The sequence below is a fragment of the Streptomyces sp. NPDC085937 genome (genome assembly GCF_044540535.1).
GTDB lineage: Bacteria > Actinomycetota > Actinomycetes > Streptomycetales > Streptomycetaceae > Streptomyces.
The window spans coordinates 161547-183758 of record NZ_JBITSH010000007.1; the positions used below are offsets into that span (position 1 = coordinate 161547).

At 70.4% G+C, this 22212-nt stretch carries 22 protein-coding genes and 1 riboswitch; of the genes, 12 read left to right on the top strand and 10 right to left on the bottom strand.

Features of this window, described 5'->3' with window-relative positions; all coding sequences use genetic code 11:
• Positions 1 to 109 precede the first annotated feature (109 nt).
• On the top strand, positions 110 to 979 hold the full coding sequence (locus tag ACIF8S_RS17300) for a hypothetical protein (RefSeq protein WP_399999927.1): 870 nt from the start codon (positions 110 to 112) through the stop codon (positions 977 to 979).
• Positions 980 to 1163: 184 nt separating this feature from the next.
• On the opposite strand, the gene ACIF8S_RS17305 is transcribed toward ACIF8S_RS17300, so the two are convergent.
• On the bottom strand, positions 1164 to 2669 hold the full coding sequence (locus tag ACIF8S_RS17305; RefSeq protein ID WP_399999928.1) for a VWA domain-containing protein: 1506 nt from the start codon (positions 2667 to 2669) through the stop codon (positions 1164 to 1166).
• 212 nt (positions 2670 to 2881) lie between these two features.
• Here ACIF8S_RS17305 and ACIF8S_RS17310 point away from each other — a divergent pair, with 212 nt between their 5' ends.
• The gene (locus ACIF8S_RS17310; RefSeq protein ID WP_399999929.1) at positions 2882 to 3964 is read left to right on the top strand and encodes a hypothetical protein; all 1083 of its coding nucleotides are present in this window, start codon (positions 2882 to 2884) and stop codon (positions 3962 to 3964) included.
• A 227-nt stretch (positions 3965 to 4191) separates the two neighbouring features.
• Here the strand turns inward: ACIF8S_RS17310 and thiC are convergent, their stop codons facing one another.
• Entirely contained in the window at positions 4192 to 6006 is a 1815-nt protein-coding gene (thiC, locus tag ACIF8S_RS17315; protein ID WP_399999930.1) for a phosphomethylpyrimidine synthase ThiC, read from the bottom strand.
• Positions 5999 to 6188: riboswitch (TPP riboswitch) on the bottom strand. Its footprint overlaps the gene before it by 8 nt.
• A 72-nt stretch (positions 6189 to 6260) precedes the next feature.
• On the opposite strand from thiC, the gene ACIF8S_RS17320 reads away from it, so the two are divergent.
• A complete protein-coding gene (locus ACIF8S_RS17320) occupies positions 6261 to 7808 on the top strand; it encodes a YibE/F family protein (RefSeq protein WP_399999931.1) in 1548 nt (515 codons plus the stop codon).
• A gap of 84 nt (positions 7809 to 7892) precedes the next feature.
• Here ACIF8S_RS17320 and ACIF8S_RS17325 read toward each other — a convergent pair whose 3' ends face one another.
• The 4 genes from ACIF8S_RS17325 to ACIF8S_RS17340 all read right to left on the bottom strand — a co-directional run bounded on the left by ACIF8S_RS17325 (position 7893) and on the right by ACIF8S_RS17340 (position 10128).
• The gene (locus ACIF8S_RS17325; RefSeq protein ID WP_019525340.1) at positions 7893 to 8327 is read right to left on the bottom strand and encodes an SsgA family sporulation/cell division regulator; all 435 of its coding nucleotides are present in this window, start codon (positions 8325 to 8327) and stop codon (positions 7893 to 7895) included.
• Positions 8328 to 8425: 98 nt separating this feature from the next.
• Positions 8426 to 9253 (bottom strand): IclR family transcriptional regulator, encoded by an 828-nt coding sequence (locus ACIF8S_RS17330; protein WP_399999932.1) that lies wholly within the window; start codon positions 9251 to 9253, stop codon positions 8426 to 8428.
• A 195-nt stretch (positions 9254 to 9448) separates the two neighbouring features.
• A complete protein-coding gene (locus tag ACIF8S_RS17335) occupies positions 9449 to 9661 on the bottom strand; it encodes a DUF5326 family protein (RefSeq protein WP_024886229.1) in 213 nt (70 codons plus the stop codon).
• A 149-nt stretch (positions 9662 to 9810) separates the two neighbouring features.
• Positions 9811 to 10128 carry a cupin domain-containing protein gene (locus ACIF8S_RS17340; RefSeq protein ID WP_145829469.1) on the bottom strand — a complete coding sequence of 106 codons (318 nt, stop codon included), beginning with the start codon at positions 10126 to 10128 and terminating at the stop codon, positions 9811 to 9813.
• Between the two features lie 60 nt (positions 10129 to 10188).
• Between ACIF8S_RS17340 and ACIF8S_RS17345 the strand changes: the two genes are divergently transcribed.
• The 6 genes from ACIF8S_RS17345 (at position 10189) to ACIF8S_RS17370 (ending at position 14872) form a co-directional block, all read left to right on the top strand.
• Positions 10189 to 10566, top strand: a complete 378-nt coding sequence (locus ACIF8S_RS17345; RefSeq protein WP_399999933.1) for a phage holin family protein — start codon at positions 10189 to 10191, stop codon at positions 10564 to 10566.
• A gap of 5 nt (positions 10567 to 10571) precedes the next feature.
• The gene (locus tag ACIF8S_RS17350; RefSeq protein WP_399999934.1) at positions 10572 to 11063 is read left to right on the top strand and encodes a low molecular weight protein-tyrosine-phosphatase; all 492 of its coding nucleotides are present in this window, start codon (positions 10572 to 10574) and stop codon (positions 11061 to 11063) included.
• On the top strand, positions 11060 to 12211 hold the full coding sequence (locus tag ACIF8S_RS17355) for a cystathionine gamma-lyase (protein ID WP_399999935.1): 1152 nt from the start codon (positions 11060 to 11062) through the stop codon (positions 12209 to 12211). Before ACIF8S_RS17350 ends, ACIF8S_RS17355 begins: the two co-directional genes overlap by 4 nt.
• Positions 12212 to 12439: 228 nt before the next feature.
• A complete protein-coding gene (locus ACIF8S_RS17360; protein WP_399999936.1) occupies positions 12440 to 13345 on the top strand; it encodes a LysR family transcriptional regulator in 906 nt (301 codons plus the stop codon).
• A gap of 91 nt (positions 13346 to 13436) precedes the next feature.
• Complete coding sequence (locus ACIF8S_RS17365; protein WP_024886234.1) at positions 13437 to 13919, top strand: NUDIX hydrolase; 483 nt, start codon at positions 13437 to 13439, stop codon at positions 13917 to 13919.
• Between the two features lie 89 nt (positions 13920 to 14008).
• Complete coding sequence (locus ACIF8S_RS17370; RefSeq protein WP_399999937.1) at positions 14009 to 14872, top strand: GNAT family N-acetyltransferase; 864 nt, start codon at positions 14009 to 14011, stop codon at positions 14870 to 14872.
• Positions 14873 to 14948: 76 nt separating this feature from the next.
• Here ACIF8S_RS17370 and ACIF8S_RS17375 read toward each other — a convergent pair whose 3' ends face one another.
• Both ACIF8S_RS17375 and ACIF8S_RS17380 read right to left on the bottom strand, forming a co-directional pair.
• On the bottom strand, positions 14949 to 15368 hold the full coding sequence (locus ACIF8S_RS17375; protein ID WP_399999938.1) for a heme-binding protein: 420 nt from the start codon (positions 15366 to 15368) through the stop codon (positions 14949 to 14951).
• 143 nt (positions 15369 to 15511) lie between these two features.
• Entirely contained in the window at positions 15512 to 16720 is a 1209-nt protein-coding gene (locus ACIF8S_RS17380; RefSeq protein WP_399999939.1) for an MFS transporter, read from the bottom strand.
• Between the two features lie 140 nt (positions 16721 to 16860).
• Here ACIF8S_RS17380 and ACIF8S_RS17385 point away from each other — a divergent pair, with 140 nt between their 5' ends.
• The gene (locus tag ACIF8S_RS17385) at positions 16861 to 17325 is read left to right on the top strand and encodes a MarR family winged helix-turn-helix transcriptional regulator (RefSeq protein ID WP_399999940.1); all 465 of its coding nucleotides are present in this window, start codon (positions 16861 to 16863) and stop codon (positions 17323 to 17325) included.
• 9 nt (positions 17326 to 17334) lie between these two features.
• Positions 17335 to 17787 carry a GNAT family N-acetyltransferase gene (locus tag ACIF8S_RS17390; protein WP_399999941.1) on the top strand — a complete coding sequence of 151 codons (453 nt, stop codon included), beginning with the start codon at positions 17335 to 17337 and terminating at the stop codon, positions 17785 to 17787.
• A gap of 67 nt (positions 17788 to 17854) precedes the next feature.
• Here the strand turns inward: ACIF8S_RS17390 and ACIF8S_RS17395 are convergent, their stop codons facing one another.
• Positions 17855 to 19240, bottom strand: a complete 1386-nt coding sequence (locus tag ACIF8S_RS17395; protein WP_399999942.1) for a serine hydrolase domain-containing protein — start codon at positions 19238 to 19240, stop codon at positions 17855 to 17857.
• Positions 19241 to 19443: 203 nt separating this feature from the next.
• Here ACIF8S_RS17395 and ACIF8S_RS17400 point away from each other — a divergent pair, with 203 nt between their 5' ends.
• On the top strand, positions 19444 to 20283 hold the full coding sequence (locus tag ACIF8S_RS17400; RefSeq protein ID WP_400000066.1) for a phosphotransferase family protein: 840 nt from the start codon (positions 19444 to 19446) through the stop codon (positions 20281 to 20283).
• Between the two features lie 55 nt (positions 20284 to 20338).
• On the opposite strand, the gene dnaB is transcribed toward ACIF8S_RS17400, so the two are convergent.
• Complete coding sequence (gene dnaB, locus ACIF8S_RS17405) at positions 20339 to 21817, bottom strand: replicative DNA helicase (protein WP_399999943.1); 1479 nt, start codon at positions 21815 to 21817, stop codon at positions 20339 to 20341.
• Positions 21818 to 22212 lie beyond the last annotated feature (395 nt).

Below are 22212 nucleotides of genomic sequence, written 5' to 3' on the forward strand. Positions count from 1 at the left end.
CGCGCGCCGTCACCGCTCTACCATCGGCTTATCCGTAGCAGGCTCCCCTCCGTTTCTGCCCGACGGCTCGTCAGCATGCCGAGCCCCAAGCCCTACGGAGCATCGGGGGATGCACATGAACAGCGTTCCGCAGCACCTGCTGAGCGAGGACCGCCAGGACTACGAGCGGATTCTCGATGAGGCGCTGCGCTCCGCACCACACAATCCGGAGCTGGCCGCTGTGGGACAGCGGCTCAACTCGGAGCAACTGCGCACGATGGCGCTGGGCGCCACCGCGCTCATCACCGCGGCCGCCGCGACCGAGTACCAGCACTACGTGAAGGTCCGCGAAGAGGTCCGCCGGCCGCCCTCGGCGGTCTCGCCTGCCGTCCGTGACTCCGGCAGCGGCGAACCGACCGCCGGAGCGGCGGGTCTCGCCGCCTCCATGGGCGAGGTGGCCGAGGCGGCCGGGGCGGGGGCGGCGGCCGTCGTCGCCGTCCTGGCACCCGTCCTGGCCGGTACCGCCGCCGCGATATTCCTGCTCGTCGGCTTCATCCTGAGGACGCTCGATCCCGAGGCCGCGTTCGCCCGGACGATGCTCACCACCGGCTGGGTGTTCGGCGCGGTCACCGCCGTCGCGATCGTCGTCGCCGGAACGGGTCTGCTGCTCACCGCCCTGCGCAACAAGCCATCGGCACTCGGCGGACGGTACCGGGAGCTCGACGGAGAAGTGGCCCGGGCGCGTGACGCCTGGCACGAAGCCCTGCTGGAACGGGGCATCGTGCCGTTCCTCCGGGACGCGCTCAGCGATCCCAAGGGAGACACGGCACTGCGGCACACGGTGCCGCCCGCGTCGGACAGCCGTATGCCGCACCTCGGGTACGGCCGGCCGGGCTTCTCCAGCCCTGAGGACAAGTCGGTGAAGGGCACCCGGCCGAGCTACTCCAGCCCGGACTACTCCAGCCCGGACTTCGGAGGGCCGGACCACCAGCCGGAGTAGCCGTTACGGCCTCGCCGGCCCGCGCCGCCTCCCCGCGGAGACCTCGCACCAGGACGTCTCCGCCCCGGGGGCGTGGGCGCGGCGGCGGCCTGTGCGCTCGCGGCGGTGGGGACGGTGACGGCGGCTGCGGCCAGCTCCGGCCGGCGCGCGCCGGGTGGCCGCGGTACAGCCGGGGAGAGGCGCGTCAGAAGATGCCCGCCGCCCGGGCGGCCCTGATCCACTGAGGGAACTCGGACAGCAGCCGGTCGTACAGCTCCGCGTCCGGGACCGTGCTGATGTCGTCGACGGAGAAGAAGCCGACGTTGTCGACGCGGCGCCCGGGCAGGGTGTCGAAACGCTCCAACACACCGTAGTTGGCGCGGCCGAGGCCCACGAACTGCCAGAAGACGGGCTCCTCCACGGCCTGGCGCAGCTGGTCCTCGATGTCGGCGTTGCGGTAGACACCGCCGTCGGAGAAGAACAGCACCAGCGTGGGGTCGGTGCTCGGACGGTCCCGCACGAACGCGCGTACCTCCGCGATGACCTTCTGCTCCTCGTTCTGGATGCCGACGTCCCGCATGTCGACCTGGCTCGGGTCGAGAGTCTTCTTCCGCTTGCGCCGGAACAGGCTGATCTCCCCCACCCGGACGTGCAGCCGCAGCCACTCGGGGAGGTCGCCGAGCCGCAGGTCCGGCAGCCGGGCCGGGTTCGTGGCGAACGTCCAGGCCTGCATCTCCCCGTCGTCGTCCAACTGGGCGGCGACCGCCGCCATCCGCTCGACGACATCGGCCACGACGCCCTTGGTGTACAGGAAGGACATGGAGCCGGAGGCGTCGAGGACCAGGATGACGCGCGCGGTGACCTCGCTCGCCCCGTGCTTGCGCAGGCTGACCGCGACCTGTTCCTTACGCAGGGACAGCCGCTTGCGCATGTCGACGGGCAGCCGCTCCTCCCCCTTGGTGAGGCGGGGGGCGCCGGACAAGGGCGGTGAGGCGGGGGCGGGGGGCGCCGGGGCGACAGGCGGGGACGGCGGGGGTGTCACGGCCGCCGGCCGGGCGCCGGGCGGTGTCGCGGCGGCGGGGGGCGGCGGCGTGACAGGCGAGGGCGGCGGTGTCGCGGCGGCGGGCGGCGGGATGACGGGCGAGGGCGGCGGTGTCGCGGCGGTGGCCGACGGGCCGGGCTCGTCGACGGTGATACCGAAGTCCGTGGCCAGTCCGGCCAGCCCGGAGGCGTACCCCTGACCCACGGCACGGAACTTCCACGCGCCCTGCCGCCGGTACAGCTCACCCCCGATGAAGGCGGTCTCGGACCCGGCCGCCATGTCGAAACGGGCCAGTTCGGTGCCGGACGCGGCGTCCAGCAGCCGGAGCACCAGCCCCGGCACCTGCCCGAACGTCCCGCCGTCGGCCGACGCCCCGAGCACGATCCGGTCGACGGCCGGCTCCACCGAGCGCAAATCCGCCTCGACGGTGTCGGTGGCGGCCCCGTCAACGTTCCGCTTCCCCAGGTGCCGTACGGCCCCCGAGGCGTGACGCGGCTGGTTGTAGAAGACGAAGTCCCCGTCGTCCCGCACCCGCCCGGCATCCGTGAGAAGCAGGGCCGACGCGTCGATGTCCGGCACCCCCGGCCCGGCCCCCCAGGCGAGCTCGACGCGCACGACGGGCGCCTCGACGGAGATGTTGGAACCCTTGCTCATCGACCTCGCGACCATGGCCCCAGTCTGCCCACCCTCACCGGAAAGCACGAGCAGACCCACGGCCCCGCTCCGGACGGGGCTTCACGACGATCATCGGAAGACGTCTCGGAAACCCGAGGCAGCCGCCCGGGCTCCAGCCCCTGCCCACCCACCGTCGCGCCCACCCGTGACGTCCTACGATGCGTCAGTCCTCCGGAATGTCCGGCTCATCGTGCGACAAGGAAGTCATGCGCCTGTCCAGTCACCTCAGCAAGGCCGCCGTGGGCGCGGCGGCAATGGCTCTCCTCACCGGGTGCACGGGGGACCAGGACGCGGGCGGAGCCGTGGCACAAGCTCCGGAGAGGCCGGCCTCCTGGACCGATCTGCCGGTGCGTGCCGGTGCACGGAACATCGTGCACCGGGACACCGACGAGGTCCGGATCACGGTCAAGAGCCTGGTGCGGGGCTCGGAGGAGGACATGCGCGGGGCACGCGTGGACGAGGAACTGAAGGGCAAGGTCCCTCACTACGTCACCTTCGAGGTCACCAACACCGGCCGGCGGACGATTCCGCACGCCTACATGGTGGACAGCAACTTCTCCCTCAACGGCACCGACTGGGAGCACGGGGAGGAGGTCAGAATCAGCGGCGGCAGACCCGGTGGGGTCGACCTGCCGTGCGCGGACACCGCGCCGAGGACGCTGGCGCCCGGCGCCTCGTTCGAGTCCTGCTTGACCTTCGTGCTGCCCGAGGGGGTCGGCGTGCTGTCCCTGACCCACTACGCCGGCGGTTACCACGACGAGGGCGGCTCGGTCGCCGTCTGGCCCGTCGAGGGCGGTCCCGAGGCGGTGTCCGCGAAGCTGGCGGAGCCGGGTGCCGTCCGCCGCGTCCGGCACGATGCCGACGAGGACGGCGTCCTCGAACTTCCCGCCACGCTGGTCTCCGTCCGCCGCGGCGACGCGGCCGACATCGAGGACCTGGACCTGGTCGCCACCGCGAGCGAGCGCCGCGGCGTCCCGTACTACGTGGTGATCACCTACACCAACCCCGGGCCGCACGACCTCTACACCGACCAGGGCAGTCGCGTCCGCCTCCTGACGCGAGGCGGACGGCAGATACCGGGGAAGACCCCCTTCGTCGACGACACCGGCATTCCTGGCTGCCCGTCCGACTGGGTCGCCACGATGGTGCCACCCGGCGACAGCGTGACGGAGTGCACCATCCACCTGGTGACAGGTGAGGGCGACGAACCGTTCGCCGTGGGATTCGACGAGGCGGACCGGCCTGGCCTGGTGACCTGGAGAGCCGACCTCCCACGCTCCCCACGGTGATCGTCGCGAGAGCAGCGCGACCCGTCCGGGCCCGCATCCCGGGACGGAGCGACCCCGCATCTGCGCGGCTCACCGGCGCTCACGCTCATCACGCACCCGACCGTACGAGGCTCACCGTCGCACACCAAGCCGGTTCCCCCACCGTCCGCCCGCCTCTCCTGAGCGGTGCGCACCCCGTGGCGGAGACCGGGTGGCTCCTTTGGAGCAAGGAGCCACCCGGCCGGCGCTCAGTCCGCGATGGGCAGGTAGACCCTGTTCCCGGACTGCGCGAACTCCTTCGACTTCTGCAGCATCCCCTCGGCGATCTCCTCGGCCGTGGCCCCTTCGGCCGCCTCACCGCCGAACCGCTCCGTGATGCTCTGGCTGATCTTCATCGAGCAGAACTTCGGGCCGCACATCGAGCAGAAGTGGGCCGTCTTCGCGGGCTCCGCCGGGAGCGTCTCGTCGTGGAAGGCGCGGGCCGTGTCCGGGTCGAGGGCCAGGTTGAACTGGTCCTCCCACCGGAACTCGAAGCGGGCGTCGGACAGGGCGTCGTCCCACTCCTGGGCGCCCGGATGACCCTTCGCGAGGTCGGCGGCATGAGCCGCGATCTTGTACGTGATCACGCCGGTCTTGACGTCGTCCCGGTTGGGCAGGCCCAGGTGTTCCTTGGGCGTGACGTAGCAGAGCATGGCCGTGCCCCACCAGGCGATCATCGCCGCGCCGATGCCCGAGGTGATGTGGTCGTACGCGGGCGCGACATCCGTCGTGAGCGGGCCGAGCGTGTAAAACGGGGCCTCCTCGCAGATCTCCTGCTGGAGGTCGATGTTCTCCTTGATCTTGTGCATCGGGACATGTCCGGGACCCTCGATCATCGTCTGGACGTCGAAGCTCTTCGCGATCCTGTTGAGCTCCCCGAGCGTGCGCAGCTCCGCGAACTGCGCCTCGTCGTTGGCGTCCGCGATCGACCCGGGCCGCAGGCCGTCGCCGAGCGAGTAGGTGACGTCGTACGCCGCGAGGATCTCGCAGAGCTCCTCGAAGTTCTCGTACAGGAACGACTCCTTGTGGTGCGCCAGGCACCACGCGGCCATGATCGAGCCGCCGCGCGAGACGATGCCGGTCTTGCGGTTCGCGGTGAGCGGGACGTACGCCAGGCGGACGCCCGCGTGGACCGTCATGTAGTCCACGCCCTGTTCCGCCTGTTCGATGACCGTGTCCTTGTAGATCTCCCAGGTCAGCTCCTCGGCCTTGCCGTCGACCTTCTCCAGCGCCTGGTAGAGCGGCACGGTGCCGATGGGGACGGGGGAGTTGCGCAGCACCCACTCGCGGGTGGTGTGAATGTTGCGGCCGGTGGAGAGGTCCATGACCGTGTCGGCGCCCCAGCGGGTCGCCCACGTCATTTTCTCCACCTCCTCCTCGATGGAGGAGGTCACCGCCGAGTTGCCGATGTTGGCGTTGACCTTCACCAGGAACCGCTTGCCGATGATCATCGGCTCCGTCTCCGGATGGTTGACGTTGGCCGGCAGCACCGCGCGGCCCGCCGCGATCTCCTCGCGGACCACCTCGGGAGAGACGTTCTCCCGGATCGCCACGAACTCCATCTCGGGCGTGATCTCACCACGGCGCGCGTACGTCAGCTGCGTGACCGCACGCCCCTCGCGACCCCGGCGCGGCTGACGCGGCCGACCGGGGAAGACGGCGTCGAGGTTGCGCAGGCCCCCGCGCGGCGAGGTGTGCTTGATTCCGTCGTCCTCGGGACGGACGGGACGGCCCGCGTACTCCTCCGTGTCACCGCGGGTGATGATCCAGTTCTCGCGCAGCGGGGCCAGTCCCCGGCGGACGTCGGTGTCGACGAGCGGATCGGTGTACGGGCCGGACGTGTCGTACAGCGTGACCGAACGCCCGTTGGTCAGGTGCACCTGACGGACCGGCACCCGCAGGTCGGGGCGGCTGCCCTCGACGTACGCCTTGTGCCAGCCGATGGACTTCCCGGCCTCCGTGGCCTCCGACGTCTCCGTCGGGTTCTGCGTGGAGGCAGGCGTGCGTGCGTCCTTGTTGGTCATGAGACCTACTCCCTACGCCGGCATTACCCGGTAACAGGTTCGGCGGTCGACGCAGCGGATTCCGTCTGCTGACGTTCCGTGTGAAACATCACTCGAAGTCGGTGATGTTTCACGTGGAACATCGCTGGGACGGAGGTCAGCGCCCTCTCAGCCCGGTGCTCCGAGCTCCCGCGTGTACAAAAGGTGCCTCCACGCTAGCGTCCTTTCTGGCGCGGTGAACAGAGGGCACCCTTCCTTCTTGCGATGATCGGGCGGTGACCTCGAACTCTCCGCCCCCGTATCCGCCGTCCGAGCCTCCGCACGGCGCCGACGCCCGCTCCGGGCACGTGCACGGCCCCGGCCCGGGGCATGTGGGCGCGCACGAACACACGGGTTCACACCGACGCCTGGACACACACGGCCACACCACGGGCCGCGGTCACGAGGGCGCGCAGGAGCCTACGGCCGGGACCCGGACCACCTCACACGGGCACAGTCACAGCCACGGACCTGCGGCGCCCGTCTCCCGGCACCTGCGCAAAGTCATCGCGGCGATCCTCATCCCCTTCGCCGGGGCCGTGCTGGTCGGGCTGGCCGTGTTGTGGCCGGGCGGTGCCCCGGCCCACGAGCGCACCGGGGTCGGCTTCGACCGGCAGACGCACGAGGCCACGGTCACCGAGGTCGTACCCGTGAACTGCGCGTCCGCCAATCCCTCGGCGGGCGTCCCGACCGGTGACACCTCCACGGCCGAGGGTTCCTCGGCCGAACAGCGGGCGAAGGGCACCTGCAAAAAGGCGACGATCCGGGTCGACACCGGCAAGGACAAGGGCCGCACGTTCAGCGAGCTCGTACAGCCGGACCAGTCCCGGCAGTTGAGCGAGGGCCAGGAGGTCGTGGTCGCCTACGAGCCCTCGGCGCCGGAGGACCTGCAGTACTCGGTCGCCGATGTGAACCGCCGCTTCCCGCTGGCGCTGCTGGCCGGCATCTTCGCGCTCGCCGTCGTGGCCGTGGGCCGGCTGCGGGGCGTCATGGCGCTGGTCGCGCTGGCGGTCAGCTTCCTGGTACTCAACTTCTTCATCCTGCCGGCCATCCTGGAGGGCTCGAACCCACTGGTCGTGGCGGTGGTGGGGGCGAGCCTGATCATGCTGCTCGCCCTGTACCTCTGCCACGGGCTGTCCGCCCGCACCTCGGTGGCGGTGCTCGGCACCCTCGTCTCGCTGCTCCTGATCGGCGTTCTGGGGTCGGTGTTCATCGGCTGGTCGGCGCTGACCGGCAACACCGACGACAACACCGGTCTGATCCACGGCCTCTACCCGGGTATCGACATGAGCGGTCTGCTGCTCGCGGGCGTCATCATCGGGTCGCTCGGTGTCCTCGACGACGTGACCGTCACCCAGACGTCCGCGGTCTGGGAGCTGCACGAGGCCAACCCGGCGATGGGACGCCGCGCGCTGTACCGCGCGGGCATCCGCATCGGCCGCGACCACATCGCCTCCGTGGTCAACACGCTGGTCCTCGCGTACGCGGGCGCCGCGCTGCCGCTGCTGCTGCTGTTCTCGGTCGCACAGAGCAGCATGGGGACGGTCGCCAACAGCGAACTGGTCGCGGAGGAGATCGTGCGGACCCTGATCGGCTCGATCGGCCTGGTCGCCTCGGTGCCCGTCACCACGGCCCTGGCCGCGCTGGTCGTCTCTGCCGACCGCACGGCGGACCGGGCCCCGGTGCCCGGGCAGGCCGGGAGCCACGAGCAGCCGGTGGGACACGCGCCGGAGCCCGGACCGGCAGCGGCACGCGGCGGACGCGGCCGGCGCCGCAAACGCTGACGTACGGTCCCGCTCGCGGGCGGAGGACCCGGGCCGCAGCGCTGAAGCGTTACGCCACCCCGACCCACCCGATCGGCGCAACGTTCAGCCGGCGCTCTGCTCCGCGAGGATCCGGTCCAGCGCGTCGTCGAGGTGTGCGTCGAAGTCGGCGAGCGCCCCTTCCTGCCCCAGCGGCACCAGCTTGTCGGTGCGGTCGAGGAAGGCCACGAGCGGTGCCGTGGAGGAGCGGAACAGCGCCTGGTCGCTGCCCACCTGGAGCCGGATCAGCACCTCGCCCAGGGTGTCGGGGTCGACCGGCGCGACCCGCACATCGCCCTCGCCGCAGGGCCTGCCCACGCCGTCGACCAGCAGTTCCCGCCCGAACGCCCACGTCACGGGAGCGTCGCCGGGCAGATGGAAGGTCAGCCGCACCGCGTAGGGATCGCAGGTGTCATAACGCAGCTCCACCGGAATGCGGAAGGAAAGCTCTTCCGACACGAGAAAGCTCATCATGACCTCTGCCTGTACGGATTCGCGCATCGCCTACCCCGTCATTCGCCGCGGACTGGCCGGGCATGGACCCTGACACTAGAGGGAATCTTGCTGAACGTACACAGCAGATCACAAGGAGTGAGTTTTCAGATACTGATAGACAGCGCGAGCGACCCGAGCAGACGGCGCATCTCGGACCGCAACTGCTGGACCGCGGGAGCGAGGCGGTCGGCCTGGTGCGCGGGCAGGGAGATGGCCACGGACGCCGCCATGGTGCCGATCGTGAGGGGGATCGCCGCACACACCGTCCCGAGCGCGTACTCCTGACGCTCGGTCACCAGATCGGTCCCCTCGGACCGTTCGAGACGCCGGAGCAGGCTGTGGGAGTCGCGCACGGTGTACGGGGTGACCGGCCGCACGGGGTAACGGTCGAGGTGGTCACGCCGGGCCCCCTCGTCGAGCTGCGCCAGCAGACACTGGCCGAGGGCGTGGGCGTGGCCGGTCTCGCGGAAGTCGGCCCACTCCTCGACGGCGGGATTGCCCGGGGTGTCGGCGACGCCGACCACACCGATCTCACCGTCGCGGTACACCGCGTAGTACACGGGGACACCCACCACGTCCCGCCAGCGGGCGAGGGTGTCGGTGACCGTGCTGCGACGTTTCTGCTGTGCTCCGCTGCTGCTCAACCGCTCGGTGGCCTCCCCCAGGAAGAACAGCCCCCGGTCGCGGCGCAGATAGCCCTCGTGCACCAGGGTGCGCAACAGGTGATAGGTCGTGGGAAGGGCAAGCCCGGTCTCCCGGGCGAGCTGTTTGGCCGGTGCCCCGTGCTCGTGCCCGGCGACGGTCTCCAGCAGGCGCATGGCGCGCTGGACCGAACCGATGAGGGTCGCGCCGGGGGACGCGGGAGGCGCCGGCGATCGCGGCTGCGCGGGAACCGCGGTCCTCTGTGCGGAGGCGGTGCCAGTCGTGGCCAAGGGTCACTCCCGTAACGCGAGGGGGCAGCCCGTGCGGGGAACACGGGTGGTGGGGTCGCCGCTCGCGGGGACCGGCCCCGCGTCGAGTTCCGGACTCTAACGGCCCGTCACCGCACGCAGGAGGCCCTGTGCAGAAACTTCCCCCACCCGAGGGAACCGGCGCTTCCCGTTACCGCCTCGCCGGTTCCCGCCGGATCACCAGTCGCCGCGCGACGAGGAGCTCGTCGTGAACTTCCGCACGACGTAGATCAGTCCGCCGATCAGGGCGACGAACACCAGCGCCTTGAAGAGCAGGCCGATCACGAAGCCGACCACGCTCGCTATCAGTCCGCCGAACACCACCAGGGCGATGACCGGCACCGCGATCCACTTCACCCACCACGGCAGTCCCGTGAAGATCTCTCGCATCGCCCTCGTCCTTACCTCTCCGCCCGCCACGTGCCGGGTCGTGTCGATGATGTCCTGCACTCGATGCTAGGGCGGACAGGGGCCCGGCGGGGGCTTCGGATCCCTTGTCCTCCCCTGACCCGTCCCCTAGGGAACCCGGAGACCGCGCCTCAGCTCTCCGGGGGAGAGAAGACCACCAGGACCCGCAGGTCCTCACTGATGTGGTGGAACTTGTGCGGCACCCCGGCGGGCACGTACACGACGCTGCCACGCGCCACCTGCGTGGTCTCCGTGCCCACGGTGATCGCGGCACGGCCGCTGGCCACGAAGTACACCTCGTCCTGACCGTGCGGCTGCTGGGGGTCCTGGGCGCCGGCGTCCAGGGCGTAGAGGCCGACCGACATGTTCCGTTCGCGCAGGAACTGGAGGTACGCCCCGTCGTTCGCGGCGCGTTCCGCTTCCAGTTCGTCCAGCCGGAATTCCTTCATCTCCTGGTCCCGCCCTGCCCTCACTGCCCGATCCGGATGCTGTCTGCCACGATCAGACACATGAAGAATTTCCTAGTCAAGACGATCGCCAACGCGGGAGCCCTCGCCGTCGCGGTCTGGCTGCTCGACAAGATCACCCTGACCGGGGACAGCACGGGCAGGGAGATAGGCACCCTGCTCCTGGTCGCGTTGATCTTCGGCGTGGTGAACTTCCTGGTCAAGCCGGTGGTCAAGCTGCTGAGCCTGCCCCTGCTCATCCTGACCCTGGGCCTGTTCACCCTGGTGGTGAACGCCCTGATGCTGCTGCTCACCTCCTGGCTGGCCGACCAGCTCGACCTGAGCTTCCACGTGGAGGGCTTCTGGACGGCCGTCCTGGGCGGTCTCATCATCTCCGTGGTCTCCTGGGCACTGAACGTCGTCCTGCCCGACGGGGACTGAACACCATGACCTACCGCGTCTGCTTCGTCTGCACCGGCAACATCTGCCGCTCGCCGATGGCCGAATCCGTCTTCCGCGCGCGCGTCGCCGAAGCTGGGCTCGGCGACCGGGTCGAGGTCGACAGCGCCGGTACGGGCGGCTGGCACGAGGGCGAGGGCGCGGACCCCCGCACCGTCGCCGTGCTGCGGGACAACGGCTACGGGGCGGGACACACGGCCCGGCAGTTCGACCCCTCGTGGTTCGCCCGCCTCGACCTCGTCGTCGCCCTGGACGCCGGTCACCTCAGGGCACTGCGTCGTCTCGCCCCCACGGAGCGGGACGCGGCCAAGGTGCGGCTGCTGCGGTCGTACGACCCCGGGGCCGGCGACGACCTCGACGTGCCGGACCCCTACTACGGGGACCGGGAGGGTTTCGAGCAGTGTCTTGAGATGGTGGAGGAGGCGAGCGACGGACTGCTCGCCGCGGTTCGCGAACAGGTGGAAGGACGGGCGGCATGAGCGACGCGACGAGGGGCACGACCGACGGGCCGGGTGACGGCACCCGTGCGGTGCGCGCCGGGCTGCCCGAGCCGGTCAAGCACGAGCCGACCCTGCCCGGTCCGGTGTTCGCCGCCCACTTCCACCTCCCCGGCGACCCCACCGGCCCGTACACCTACGGCAGGGACGAGAACCCGACGTGGACCCTGCTGGAACGGGCCATCGGCGAGCTGGAGGCCCCCGGACAGGACGACGTCGAGGCGCTGGTGTTCGCCTCCGGCATGGCCGCCATCTCCGCTGTGCTCTTCTCCCATCTGAGCGCAGGGGACGCGGTCGTCCTGCCGGACGACGGCTACCAGGCGCTGCCGCTGGCGCGCGCCCAGCTGGAGGCGTACGGCATCGAGGTGCGCACCGCGCCGACCGGTGGCGACGCGCAGCTGGAGGTCCTCGACGGCGCGAAGCTGCTGTGGATCGAGACGCCCTCGAACCCCGGCCTCGACGTGTGCGACGTGCGACGGCTCGCCGACGCGGCCCACGCGCAGGGGGCTCTCGTGGCTGTCGACAACACCCTGGCGACGCCGCTCGGCCAACGCCCGCTGGAGCTCGGCGCGGACTTCGCGGTGGCCAGCGGCACCAAGCAGCTGACCGGCCACGGCGACGTGCTCCTCGGGTACGTCACCGGCCGCGATGCCGGGGCGATGGCCGCGGTACGGCGGTGGCGCAAGATCGTCGGCGCCATTCCAGGCCCCATGGAGGCCTGGCTCGCGCACCGCTCGATCGCCACGCTGCAGCTGCGCGTGGACCGGCAGAACGCCACCGCGCTGACACTCGCCGAGGCCCTGCGGGAGCGGCCGGAGATCACAGGGCTGCGCTACCCGGGGCTGCCCGACGACCCGTCGCACAAGATCGCGTCCCAGCAGATGCGCCGCTACGGGTGCGTGGTGTCCTTCACGCTGCCCTCACGCGCGCGGGCGGACCGTTTTCTCGACGCCCTGCGGCTCGTGGACGACGCGACGAGCTTCGGCGGTGTGCGGTCCACGGCGGAGCGGCGCGGCCGCTGGGGCGGGGACGCGGTGCCGGAGGGCTTCGTACGCTTCTCCGTGGGCGCCGAGGATCCGGAGGACCTGGTGGCTGACGTGCTGAGGGCACTGGACCAGACCGCCGGCTGACACATTCCACCCGTCGGATTCCGGACATCCGGCACCGGACTGCGGACGGTCCGAGCCTCCCCCCTCGTGGCTCGGACCGTCCTCGGTTCTGCGCGCGAAGAACCGCGCGACCAAGGCTAGTTGACTCAGTGTCAGTGTCCAATCACAGTAGCGACAGCGACCTATCGACATATTTATAGTTGGCGCCGTCCGATCCGCGGCGGGGGCCGACGAGGGAGGGGGCGTGCCGTGGATCTGGCTCTGCTGCGGACCTTCGTGACCGTGCACCGGGCCGGTTCCTTCACGCGCGCGGCCGCCCTGCTGGGCCTTTCCCAGCCGGCCGTCACCTCACAGATCAGAACGCTGGAGCGGCAGGTCGGCCGCCCGCTGTTCCTGCGCCAGTCGCGCGGGGTGACGCCGACGACGATCGGCGACGAACTCGCCCACAAGGCGGCACCGCATCTGGACGCCCTGGTGGAGATAGCCGAGTCCGGGCTCGAGGAGGACTCATCCTTACGCTCCCTGCATCTCGCCGGTCCCCCCGAGTTCACTGCGGAGCGGGCGCTGCCCGCGCTCACGGAGCTGACCGGTGAGGACGGCCAGAGCTTCGCCCTGCGTGCCTCCTTCGGCACCGCCGAGGAGGTACTCGAAGGGCTCGCCGCCGGGCACCATGATCTGGCCATCAGCACCGTCCGGCCGCGCGGCGCCCTGCTCTCGGCCACCGCGCTCTGCGACGAGGAGCACGTCCTGGTCGCCGCGCCCCGCTGGGCCGAGCAGATCGCACCCGGCACGCTCCGCCGGTCCGATCCGTCCGTCCTGGAACGGATCCCGGTCCTGGAGGTGCACGAGTCGCTCCCCTTCGTCGTCCGCTACTGGGCCTCCGTGTTCGACTCCCGCCCGGTCAGTCCGGGCACGGTCGTCGTCCCGGACCTGCGAGCGGTGCTGGCCTGCGCCGCGGCGGGTGCTGGTCTCGCGGTGCTGCCCCGCTATCTCTGCGCGGGCGCCCTGGAACGCGGTGAGGTCGTGGCCCTGCACGAACCCGCGGTGCCACCGCTGCGCACCTATTTCCTGACCGTCCGTACCGGCACGCTGGCGATGCCGCACATCGCTCGGGCCCACGAGTGGCTGGAGCGGGCAGCCGCCCGCTGGTGCTGACCGGTTCCCGGAAAGCCTGTCCTCGCGGCATCCGGGCCGAGGGTAGGTCGCGCGATGTTTCACGTGGAACCAGCCGGGCCACATTTCCCCCATGACCGTCCGACCCGTGGTCAAGCGCACCGCCCGAGCCGTTCTGCTGGACGGCGAGCATTTGATCCTGATCAAGCGCACCAAACCCGGCGTGGATCCCTACTGGGTGACTCCCGGCGGCGGGGTCGAGCCGGAGGACCCGACCGTGGTCCACGCCCTGCACCGAGAGGTGTACGAGGAACTCGGCGCAAAAATCGCCGACGTGGTCCCGTGCTTCGTGGACACCGTGGAGCACATCGGTGAGGACGCCGACACCACCGGGGTGAAGGTGCAGCACTTCTTCGTGTGCCGCCTGGAATCCATGGACCCGTCCCTGCGGCACGGTCCGGAGGTCGAGGAACCCGCCGGTGAGTACGAGATCGTCCGGGTGCCGTTCACCCGGGTCGGCATCGCCTCCGTCCACCTCGTACCGCTGTCCCTGCGGCACTACCTGGACGGCAACATCGAGGGCGTCCGCGCCCTGCACGCCTCCGACCTGGGCTGATCCCCCTGCTGGACGGTATGGCCAAAAGCTCGTACGCATCTGCGGAAACAGGTGGACGCCGAAGGCCCCGGTCGGACAGCCTGACCTGCGTGCCGACACCTTCTCTCGACTCCCTGCCCATCCGTCGTCTGACGCTTCGCGATCTCACCGCCTGCGCCGACCTGTCCGAGGACCGGAGGTGGCCCCGGGAGGAGCACAAATGGGGTCTCCTCCTCGCGGCTGCGAAGGGCTACGGCATCGACGCTCCCGACGGTGGTCTGGCGGCCGCCTGCGTCGTCACCGAGTACGGACCACGCGAACAGCCCTCCCTTGCGGCCATCGGCATGGTCCTCGTCGCGGAGCGGCACTCCCGTCAGGGCATCGGACGCCGGCTGATGCGTCACGTCGTCGCGGAGGCGGGCACCACTCCCCTCACCCTGTACGCCACGCCCCTCGGCCGGCCCCTCTACGAGGAGCTCGGGTTCAAGGTCACCGGGCGGGCCGAGATGCTGCGCGGCCGCTTCGTCCCCGGGAGCCGGACGGACATCCGGACCCGCACCGCCACCGCGGACGACCTGCCGGGGATTCTGCGGCTCGACGAGGAGGTCTTCGGGGCGGACCGGACGCACATCGTGACCCGTCTGCCCGCCTTCGCGGACCAGCTACGCGTGGCCGAGGACGACGGACGGCTGATCGGTTACGCGGCTGCGTGGCCCAACATGGACACCCATGTCGTGGGTCCGCTCATCGCCCGGGACACCGCGACGGCCCAGGCACTCATCGCCTCCCTCGCCGCCCACACCAACCGGCCCCTGCGCACCGACATCGACGTGCGTCACGAAGAGCTGCTGGGCTGGGCGAAGGACCACGGGCTGTCGACGGTCGCGCATAACGCGGTCATGACGTACGGGATCACGGAGCTGCCGGGGGACTGGAGCAGGTCGTTCGCCCCGGTGACGGTCGCAGCGGGCTGACGGTCCGCGGACAGGGACGACGCCGGTCCCGGAGGCCGGGACCGGCGTCGCCAGCTGTGCCGTGCGTGGCGTGCCGTCAGGCGAGGGCCTGCACCGCGGTGGTGGCGACGCCGTGGTCCTGCTCCGGGGAGCCGCCGCCGACTCCGATGGAGCCGATCAGCCGGCCGTCACGCCGCACGGGCACGCCCCCGGCGATGAACAGCAGGGGCCGGTCCAGCGCGGTGGGCAGCGTGTGGAAGAGGCCACCGGGCTGTACGGCGTCCACCAGGTCGGCGGTGGGCGCGTCCAGCTGCAGTGCGGTGTAGGCCTTGCGGGTGCTGGTCTCGCCCGAGATCAGCACGGCCCGGTCGTCCCGGCGGAACGCGAGCAGGTGCCCGCCGGCGTCGAGGACGGTGACGCTGACGGTGATGCCGGCCGCTTCGGCGGCCTTGACCGCGGCGGTGACGAGGGCTTCGGCGTCGGCGGTGGCGAGCGGGGCGACTGCGGTGGTGCTCATGAGGTGGTTCTCCTAGCGGTACGAGGGATGTCCGTCGTCAGTCGGCACGGACGTGCCGTGACGGACGAGGGGATCGATGGTGTGCGGAGAGGGCGTTGGGAGCGCGGGGACGGCCCTGGCCCCGCGCCCGGAGGTTCCGGAGTTCAGTGCGTGGTGACGGTCGGGCGGTCGGCAGGCGACATGCCGGCGGCCGGCGTGCCGGCAGTGGTGTCGCGGCGTTCGAGGACTGCTGAGAGGACGGCGAGCGCCAGGGCGGCCGCGGCGAGAACGGCGCCGACCCAGTTGGGCGCGGTGTAGCCGAGGCCGACCGCGATCACGAGTCCGCCCAGCCAGGCGGACAGCGCGTTGCCGAGGTTGAAGGCGCCGATGTTGACGGCGGACGCCAGGGTGGGGGCGCCGTGCGCGTGGTCCAGGACCCGCTTCTGCAGCGGTGGGACCGTGGCGAAGCCGAGAGCGCCGACCAGGGCGATGGTGACGGCGGCGGCGACCTTGTTGTGGGCGGTCACGGTGAAGAGCGCCAGGACGACGGCGAGGGCCCCGAGGGACACGTACAGCATGGGCATCAGGGCGCGGTCGGCGTACCTGCCGCCGACGAGGTTGCCGCCGACCATGCCGAGGCCGAACAGGACGAGCAGCCAGGTGACGGAGCCGTCGGCGAAGCCCGTGACGTGCGTCATCATCGGCGCGATGTAGGTGATGGCCGCGAAGACGCCGCCGAAGCCGAGCACGGTCATCGCCATGGCGAGCAGGACCTGCACGTTCTTCAGGGCGGCCAGCTCGTGGCGCAGCCGCACGCCCTCGGGCTTGGGCATGTCGGGGACGAGCTTGGCGACACCGGCCAGGCCCACCACGCCTAGGGCGGCGACCAGGCCGAAGGTGACGCGCCAGCCGACGGACTGGCCGACGAAGGTGCCCAGCGGGACGCCGAGCACGTTGGCGACGGTGAGGCCGGTGAACATCATGGCAATGGCGCCGGCCCGCTTGTGGGGGGCGACCAGGTCGGCGGCCACCACGGAGCCGATGCCGAAGAAGGCGCCGTGGGCCAGCGAGGAGACCACCCGTCCGGCCAGCATGAGGCCGAAGGTGGGGGCCAGCGCCGAGAGCAGGTTCCCGACGACGAACAGGCCCATCAGCAGCATCAGCATGCGCTTGCGGGAGATCTTGGTGCCGAGCACGGTCATCAGGGGAGCGCCGAGCATGACGCCCAGGGCGTAGCCGGTCACCAGATAACCGGCGGTAGGGATCGAGACACCGAAGTCGCCCGAGACCTCGGGCAACAAGCCCATGATCACGAACTCCGTGGTGCCGATCCCGAAGGCCCCGATCGCGAGGGCCAGGAGCGCGAGAGGCATGAGGGACAGACCTTCCAGAGATTGCAGGAGCGCTTAGCGAGCTCTGACAATAATTGCAGACGCGGGATACTTGCAAGCGCGGGATATTGCGACTGTGCTCTACCCTGGTGACAAAAGCTCGTGGACGGAGGAGTCACCCCATGACAGCCACGGATCCCGCGCTCACCGCCCTCTCCCAGGGCTGGTGCGCTCTCTCGCTGCTGCACGGGAGGATCGAGGCCCACATCGAGCGCGCACTCCAGGCCCGGCACGACCTGAGCGTGCGGGAGTACTCGCTGCTCGACGTACTGAGCCGGCAGCACTCCGGTGAGGGAGGCCACCTGCAGATGAAGCAGGTCGCCGACGCGGTCGTGCTCAGCCAGAGCGCCACCACCCGCCTGGTCACCCGGCTCGAGGACCGCGGCCTGCTGGAGCGCTACCTCTGCCCCACCGACCGGCGCGGGATCTACACCGACGTCACCGAAGCGGGTCTCAAGCTCCTCGAAGAGGCACGGCCCACCAACGACACCGCCTTGCGTGAGGCCCTCGACGAGGCCGCGAAGAACCCCGAGCTGGCTCCTCTGGTCCATGCCGTGGAGACGCTGAAGGCTCCGGTGCCCGCATAGGGTGCCGCCATGGAAGATCTTGAGATACGGGCCGCGACCGCCGACGACATCCCGGCGATCGTCGCCATGCTGGCGGACGACCCACTGGGCGCGCAGCGCGAGTCACCGGACGACCTCTCGCCATACCTGACCGCGATGGAACGGCTGCGAGCTGACCCCCATCAGCATCTGGTCGTCGCGGTCCGGGAGGGCCAGGTCGTCGGGACACTTCAGCTGACGATCATTCCGGGACTGTCCCGGCGCGGATCCACCAGGTCGATCATCGAAGCGGTCCGTGTCCACGCGGACGAGCGGGGCGGGGGCCTGGGCAGCAAGCTGATCGAGTGGGCGATCGACACCTCCCGCCGCGAGGGTTGCCGGCTGGTCCAGCTGACCTCCGACAGCACCCGTACCGATGCGCACCGTTTCTACGAGCGGCTCGGCTTCGCGGCGTCCCACGTGGGCTTCAAGCTGCCCCTGTGAGCCATGAGGCCGTGTTTCACGTGAAACACGGCCCCTTGCCGGTGTTCATCCGAGTTGTCCGTCCGGCCTATCCGATGCCCTGCCACCCCTCAGGGTGCACGCCGCCGGGCACCGGGGCCCCTTCCTCGTACGGCTGCCGGGTGAAGACGAACGACCCCAGGTCGAGATGGCTGACCGTCCCGTCCGCCCGCCGTACGGGCCTCAGGCGCTCCCCGGCGTAGTAGCCCTCGAGCCCCACCCAGGTCTCCTCTCCGTCCGGGCGGAACCGGGAGCGCCTCCCCTTCCCGGAGAGCGGCTCCAGTGCGAGCAGCCCGTCGGCCGACAGCCTCAGCCCGAAGGGGTACGTCCCCCAGTACCACTGCCCGACCAGTTCGAGCGGGGCCGGATCGGCGCCCCGCAACGGTTGCCAGGGAGTGGGGAAGCGCGGTTCCGCCTCGGCGACGATCCGGACCAGGTCCGCGGCGACCGTGAACGGCGCCGGGCCGGAGGTGCAGTTGGCGAGGACCACCGCGCTCACGTCGTCCGCGAGACCCATCGTCAGGCAGGCCAGGAACCCGGGAAGCGATCCGGTGTGCCCGACGAGTGCCCTGCCGTGCTGATGACGCAGCTCCAGACCCAGGCAGTACGCGTAGCCGTCGGCCACGTCCGCCGCCTCGGCCGGTGCCGCCGGCGCCCTCATCTCCCGCACGGACTCGGCGCTCAGCACCCGCTCGTCCCCCGCGGCCAGGAAGGCGGCGAAGCGCGCCAGGTCGTCCGTGGTGGACCACAGCTGCCCGGCGGGGGCCATCACTCCCAGGTCCTCCAGCGGCTCGGGCTGCATCACGTCCGCCCAGGGGTGCACCGCCCAGCCACCGGCATGCGGCGCCTCGGGCAGCACAGTCGTCCGGTGCAGGCCCAACGGCTCGAGCACCTCCCGCCGCAGGACGTCCTCCCACGGCGCACCACGCAACTGGGCGACCAGCGCGCCCAGCAGCGCGTATCCGGGGTTCGAGTAGTGGAAGCGCCGGCCTACGGGGTGCACCACAGGGCGGTCCCCCAGAACGTCCGCGAGTTGAGGGCGCAGCGAGCCAGGGGTTCGCTCCCACCAGGGACCGGGCGTCTCGGCGGCCAGCCCGGCACGGTGTGCCAGCAGGTCGGCGACGCTGACCTCACCCACCCCCGTACCCGGCAAATGCTTCTCCAGGGGGTCGGCGAGGTCGAGCAGCCCCTCGTCCCGAAGCCGGAGCACCAGGACGGCGGTGAAGGTCTTGGTGATCGAGCCGATCCGGTACTGGACGTTGCCGTCCGGGACTTCTCCCTCCACCGAGGTCCGGGCCCCGCTCCACACGGTCTTCCCACCCCGCACCACCGCTGCCACGAGCGACGGCGCCCGTCCTTCGCTCTGCGCGAGGGCGATCCGGTGCAGCAGGGCCCGCCGGGTACCGGGCAGCAGTTCTTCCTCAGGTGACGTCATGCCACCAGTTCAGCAGGAACCAAGGTCACGTGCGGCTCCCCGCGCAGTCAGCGAAACAGGACAACCGAACAGGGCCCCGGGGAGCGGGTGCTTTGCGATGCTTGGCGCCGGATCCGGGGGCTCCGAACGATGGCCCGAAGACGTCCAGGGCCTCGCCGTGGTCCCCTACGAGTCGACGCACCCAGAGGATGAAGGAGAACGAATTGGAGCCGTCAGAACTCCGCCGAGCTGTGGCGGCAGGACGGGCAACCGCTGCGGATCTGGGCCTACCGGTCGACGATGCCGTCGTCATCCACAACTCGGACCGCATCGCACTGCGCCTGACGCCCTGTGACGTCCTCGCCCGGGTCGCACCCTCGGGACATCTGGCGGACTCCGCGTTCGAAGTGGAGGTCGCTCGCCGCCTCGCCGACGTCGACGCACCGGTGGCCGAACTCGATCCTCGGGTCGAGCCCCGGGTGTACGTCCGCGACGCCTTCGCCGTCTCGCTCTGGACCTACTTCGCGCCTGTGGGACCGGAGATCGCGCCGGCCGCCTATGCGGACGTACTCGAGCGGCACCATGCCGCCTTGCGCCAGGTCGATCTGGACGCACCGCACTTCACCGATCGAGTGGCCGCGGCGCTGAGAGAGGTGACCGACCGGGAACGGTCCCCCGAGCTGTCCGACTCCGACCGGGGTTTCCTCAGCGACACACTCGGTGGACTGGGTTCCTCGATCAGCGGCGACAAGGCAGGCGACCAGCTGCTGCACGGCGAGGCGCATCCGGGCAACCTCCTCAACACGAGGCGGGGGCCGCTCCTCGTGGACCTCGCCACATGCTGCCGCGGACCGATCGAGTGGGACCTCGCCCATGCCCCCGAAGAGGTCGGAGAGCACTACGCGGGCGCCGACCACGCCCTGATCGCACGCTGCCGCGCCCTGAACTGGGCACTCTTCTCGGCCTGGCGCTGGCGCCAGGCCGACCAGATGCCCGACCGGGCCCACTGGAGGGTGGAGGGCCTCCACCGCGTTCGTGCCGCACTCGATCGCTGCGAGGGCTGAACCGAAGGCGGAGGGCTTCTGAGACCTGGTCCGCAACGACGTGGGCGGTGACCGCTCAGGTCTGCGCCATGTCGACGAAGCGGGAGTAGTGGCCCTGGAAGGCGACCGTGATGGTGGCCGTCGGACCGTTTCGGTGCTTGGCCACGATCAGGTCGGCCTCGCCCGCGCGCGGGGACTCCTTCTCGTAGGCGTCCTCGCGGTGCAGCAGGATGACCATGTCGGCGTCCTGCTCGATGGATCCCGACTCACGCAGGTCGGAGACCATCGGCTTCTTGTCGGTGCGCTGTTCGGGACCACGGTTCAGCTGGGACAGCGCGATGACCGGGATCTCCAGCTCCTTGGCGAGCAGCTTGAGGTTACGGGACATGTCCGACACCTCCTGCTGCCGGCTCTCGGCCCGCTTGGAGCCGCCGGACTGCATCAGCTGGAGGTAGTCGATGACGACCAGCTTCAGGTCGTTGCGCTGCTTGAGGCGCCGGCACTTGGCGCGGATCTCCATCATCGACAGGTTGGGCGAGTCGTCGATGTAGAGCGGTGCTGCGGAGACATCGGGCATCCGGCGGGCCAGACGGGTCCAGTCCTCGTCGGTCATCGTGCCGGACCGCATGTGGTGCAGGGCGACACGGGCCTCCGCGGACAGCAGACGCATCGCGATCTCGTTGCGGCCCATCTCGAGGGAGAAGATGACGCTGGGCAGGTTGTTCTTGATGGACGCGGCCCGCGCGAAGTCCAGGGCCAGCGTCGACTTGCCCATCGCGGGACGCGCGGCGATGACGATCATCTGACCGGGATGCAGACCGTTGGTGAGCGAGTCGAAGTCGGTGAAGCCGGTGGGCACGCCCGTCATCTCGCCGCTGCGCGACCCGATCGCCTCGATCTCGTCGAGGGCGCCCTCCATGATGTCGCCGAGCGGCAGGTAGTCCTCGCTGGTGCGCTGCTCGGTGACGGCGTAGATCTCCGCCTGCGCGCGGTTGACGATCTCGTCGACGTCGTCGTCGGCGGCGTATCCCATCTGCGTGATGCGCGTGCCCGCCTCGACCAGGCGCCGCAGGACCGCGCGCTCGTGCACGATCTCCGCGTAGTAGGCGGCGTTGGCCGCCGTGGGCACCGTCTGCACGAGGGTGTGCAGGTACGACGCCCCGCCGACCTTGTTGATCTCGCCGCGCTTGGTCAGCTCCGCGGCGATCGTGATCGGGTCGGCCGGCTCGCCCTTGGCGTAGATGTCGAGGATGGCCGTGTAGACGGTTTCGTGGGCCGGCTTGTAGAAGTCGTGCCCCTTGAGGATTTCCACGACGTCGGCGATGGCGTCCTTGGACAGCAGCATGCCGCCCAGTACCGACTGCTCGGCCTCCAGGTCCTGGGGCGGGACCCTCTCGAACGCGGAGCCCCCGCCGTCCCAGACCCCTCGGGCCTGACCGCGGTCGTGCTGCTCGTCCCGGCCCCGGCCATGGTCGCCCGTGCGACGGGAGGCGGGCAGACGATCACTGGGACCGCTGTCGGCCCACGGGTCGTCCAAGGGCTCGGAAATGCTCACCGAGCCACCTCCTCCCGTCCGCCGGAGCGGATCTCGCCGTGCACCTCAGTTCTACGGCACGGCACTGACAAATAAGGGGCCCAACTCCGCTTGTCACGCGCCGGATTTGTGGCTTTCTCGAAACCGGTGGACGGAGCAGGCGCCGGACCACCGTAGGCCCGTCGGCACCGTCAGCCAATCTGGTTATCCACAGGCCATGTGGACGACCGGCCCAATGCTGTGGAGAACTCTGCGAAACCTGTGCACGAGCCGGTGGACAGCCCTGTGAACAAGCCCGCGATTGGCGTACGAGAAACGTTCTGACCAGCCCTTTTGCCATCCACCGGCTGTGCAGACAAAAAACTTCCTCACGGGGATCAAGATCCGTTCATGAGGTGTACGCAAGCCCACACCCT

Coding starts and splice junctions, on each gene's coding strand:
- ACIF8S_RS17300 (WP_399999927.1), top strand. CDS start 110: ATGCACATGAACAGCGTTCCGCAGCACCTGCTGAGCGAGGACCGCCAG.
- ACIF8S_RS17305 (WP_399999928.1), bottom strand. CDS start 2,669: ATGGTCGCGAGGTCGATGAGCAAGGGTTCCAACATCTCCGTCGAGGCG.
- ACIF8S_RS17310 (WP_399999929.1), top strand. CDS start 2,882: ATGCGCCTGTCCAGTCACCTCAGCAAGGCCGCCGTGGGCGCGGCGGCA.
- thiC (WP_399999930.1), bottom strand. CDS start 6,006: ATGACCAACAAGGACGCACGCACGCCTGCCTCCACGCAGAACCCGACG.
- ACIF8S_RS17325 (WP_019525340.1), bottom strand. CDS start 8,327: ATGCGCGAATCCGTACAGGCAGAGGTCATGATGAGCTTTCTCGTGTCG.
- ACIF8S_RS17335 (WP_024886229.1), bottom strand. CDS start 9,661: ATGCGAGAGATCTTCACGGGACTGCCGTGGTGGGTGAAGTGGATCGCG.
- ACIF8S_RS17340 (WP_145829469.1), bottom strand. CDS start 10,128: ATGAAGGAATTCCGGCTGGACGAACTGGAAGCGGAACGCGCCGCGAAC.
- ACIF8S_RS17345 (WP_399999933.1), top strand. CDS start 10,189: ATGAAGAATTTCCTAGTCAAGACGATCGCCAACGCGGGAGCCCTCGCC.
- ACIF8S_RS17350 (WP_399999934.1), top strand. CDS start 10,572: ATGACCTACCGCGTCTGCTTCGTCTGCACCGGCAACATCTGCCGCTCG.
- ACIF8S_RS17355 (WP_399999935.1), top strand. CDS start 11,060: ATGAGCGACGCGACGAGGGGCACGACCGACGGGCCGGGTGACGGCACC.
- ACIF8S_RS17365 (WP_024886234.1), top strand. CDS start 13,437: ATGACCGTCCGACCCGTGGTCAAGCGCACCGCCCGAGCCGTTCTGCTG.
- ACIF8S_RS17375 (WP_399999938.1), bottom strand. CDS start 15,368: ATGAGCACCACCGCAGTCGCCCCGCTCGCCACCGCCGACGCCGAAGCC.
- ACIF8S_RS17380 (WP_399999939.1), bottom strand. CDS start 16,720: ATGCCTCTCGCGCTCCTGGCCCTCGCGATCGGGGCCTTCGGGATCGGC.
- ACIF8S_RS17385 (WP_399999940.1), top strand. CDS start 16,861: ATGACAGCCACGGATCCCGCGCTCACCGCCCTCTCCCAGGGCTGGTGC.
- ACIF8S_RS17390 (WP_399999941.1), top strand. CDS start 17,335: ATGGAAGATCTTGAGATACGGGCCGCGACCGCCGACGACATCCCGGCG.
- ACIF8S_RS17395 (WP_399999942.1), bottom strand. CDS start 19,240: ATGACGTCACCTGAGGAAGAACTGCTGCCCGGTACCCGGCGGGCCCTG.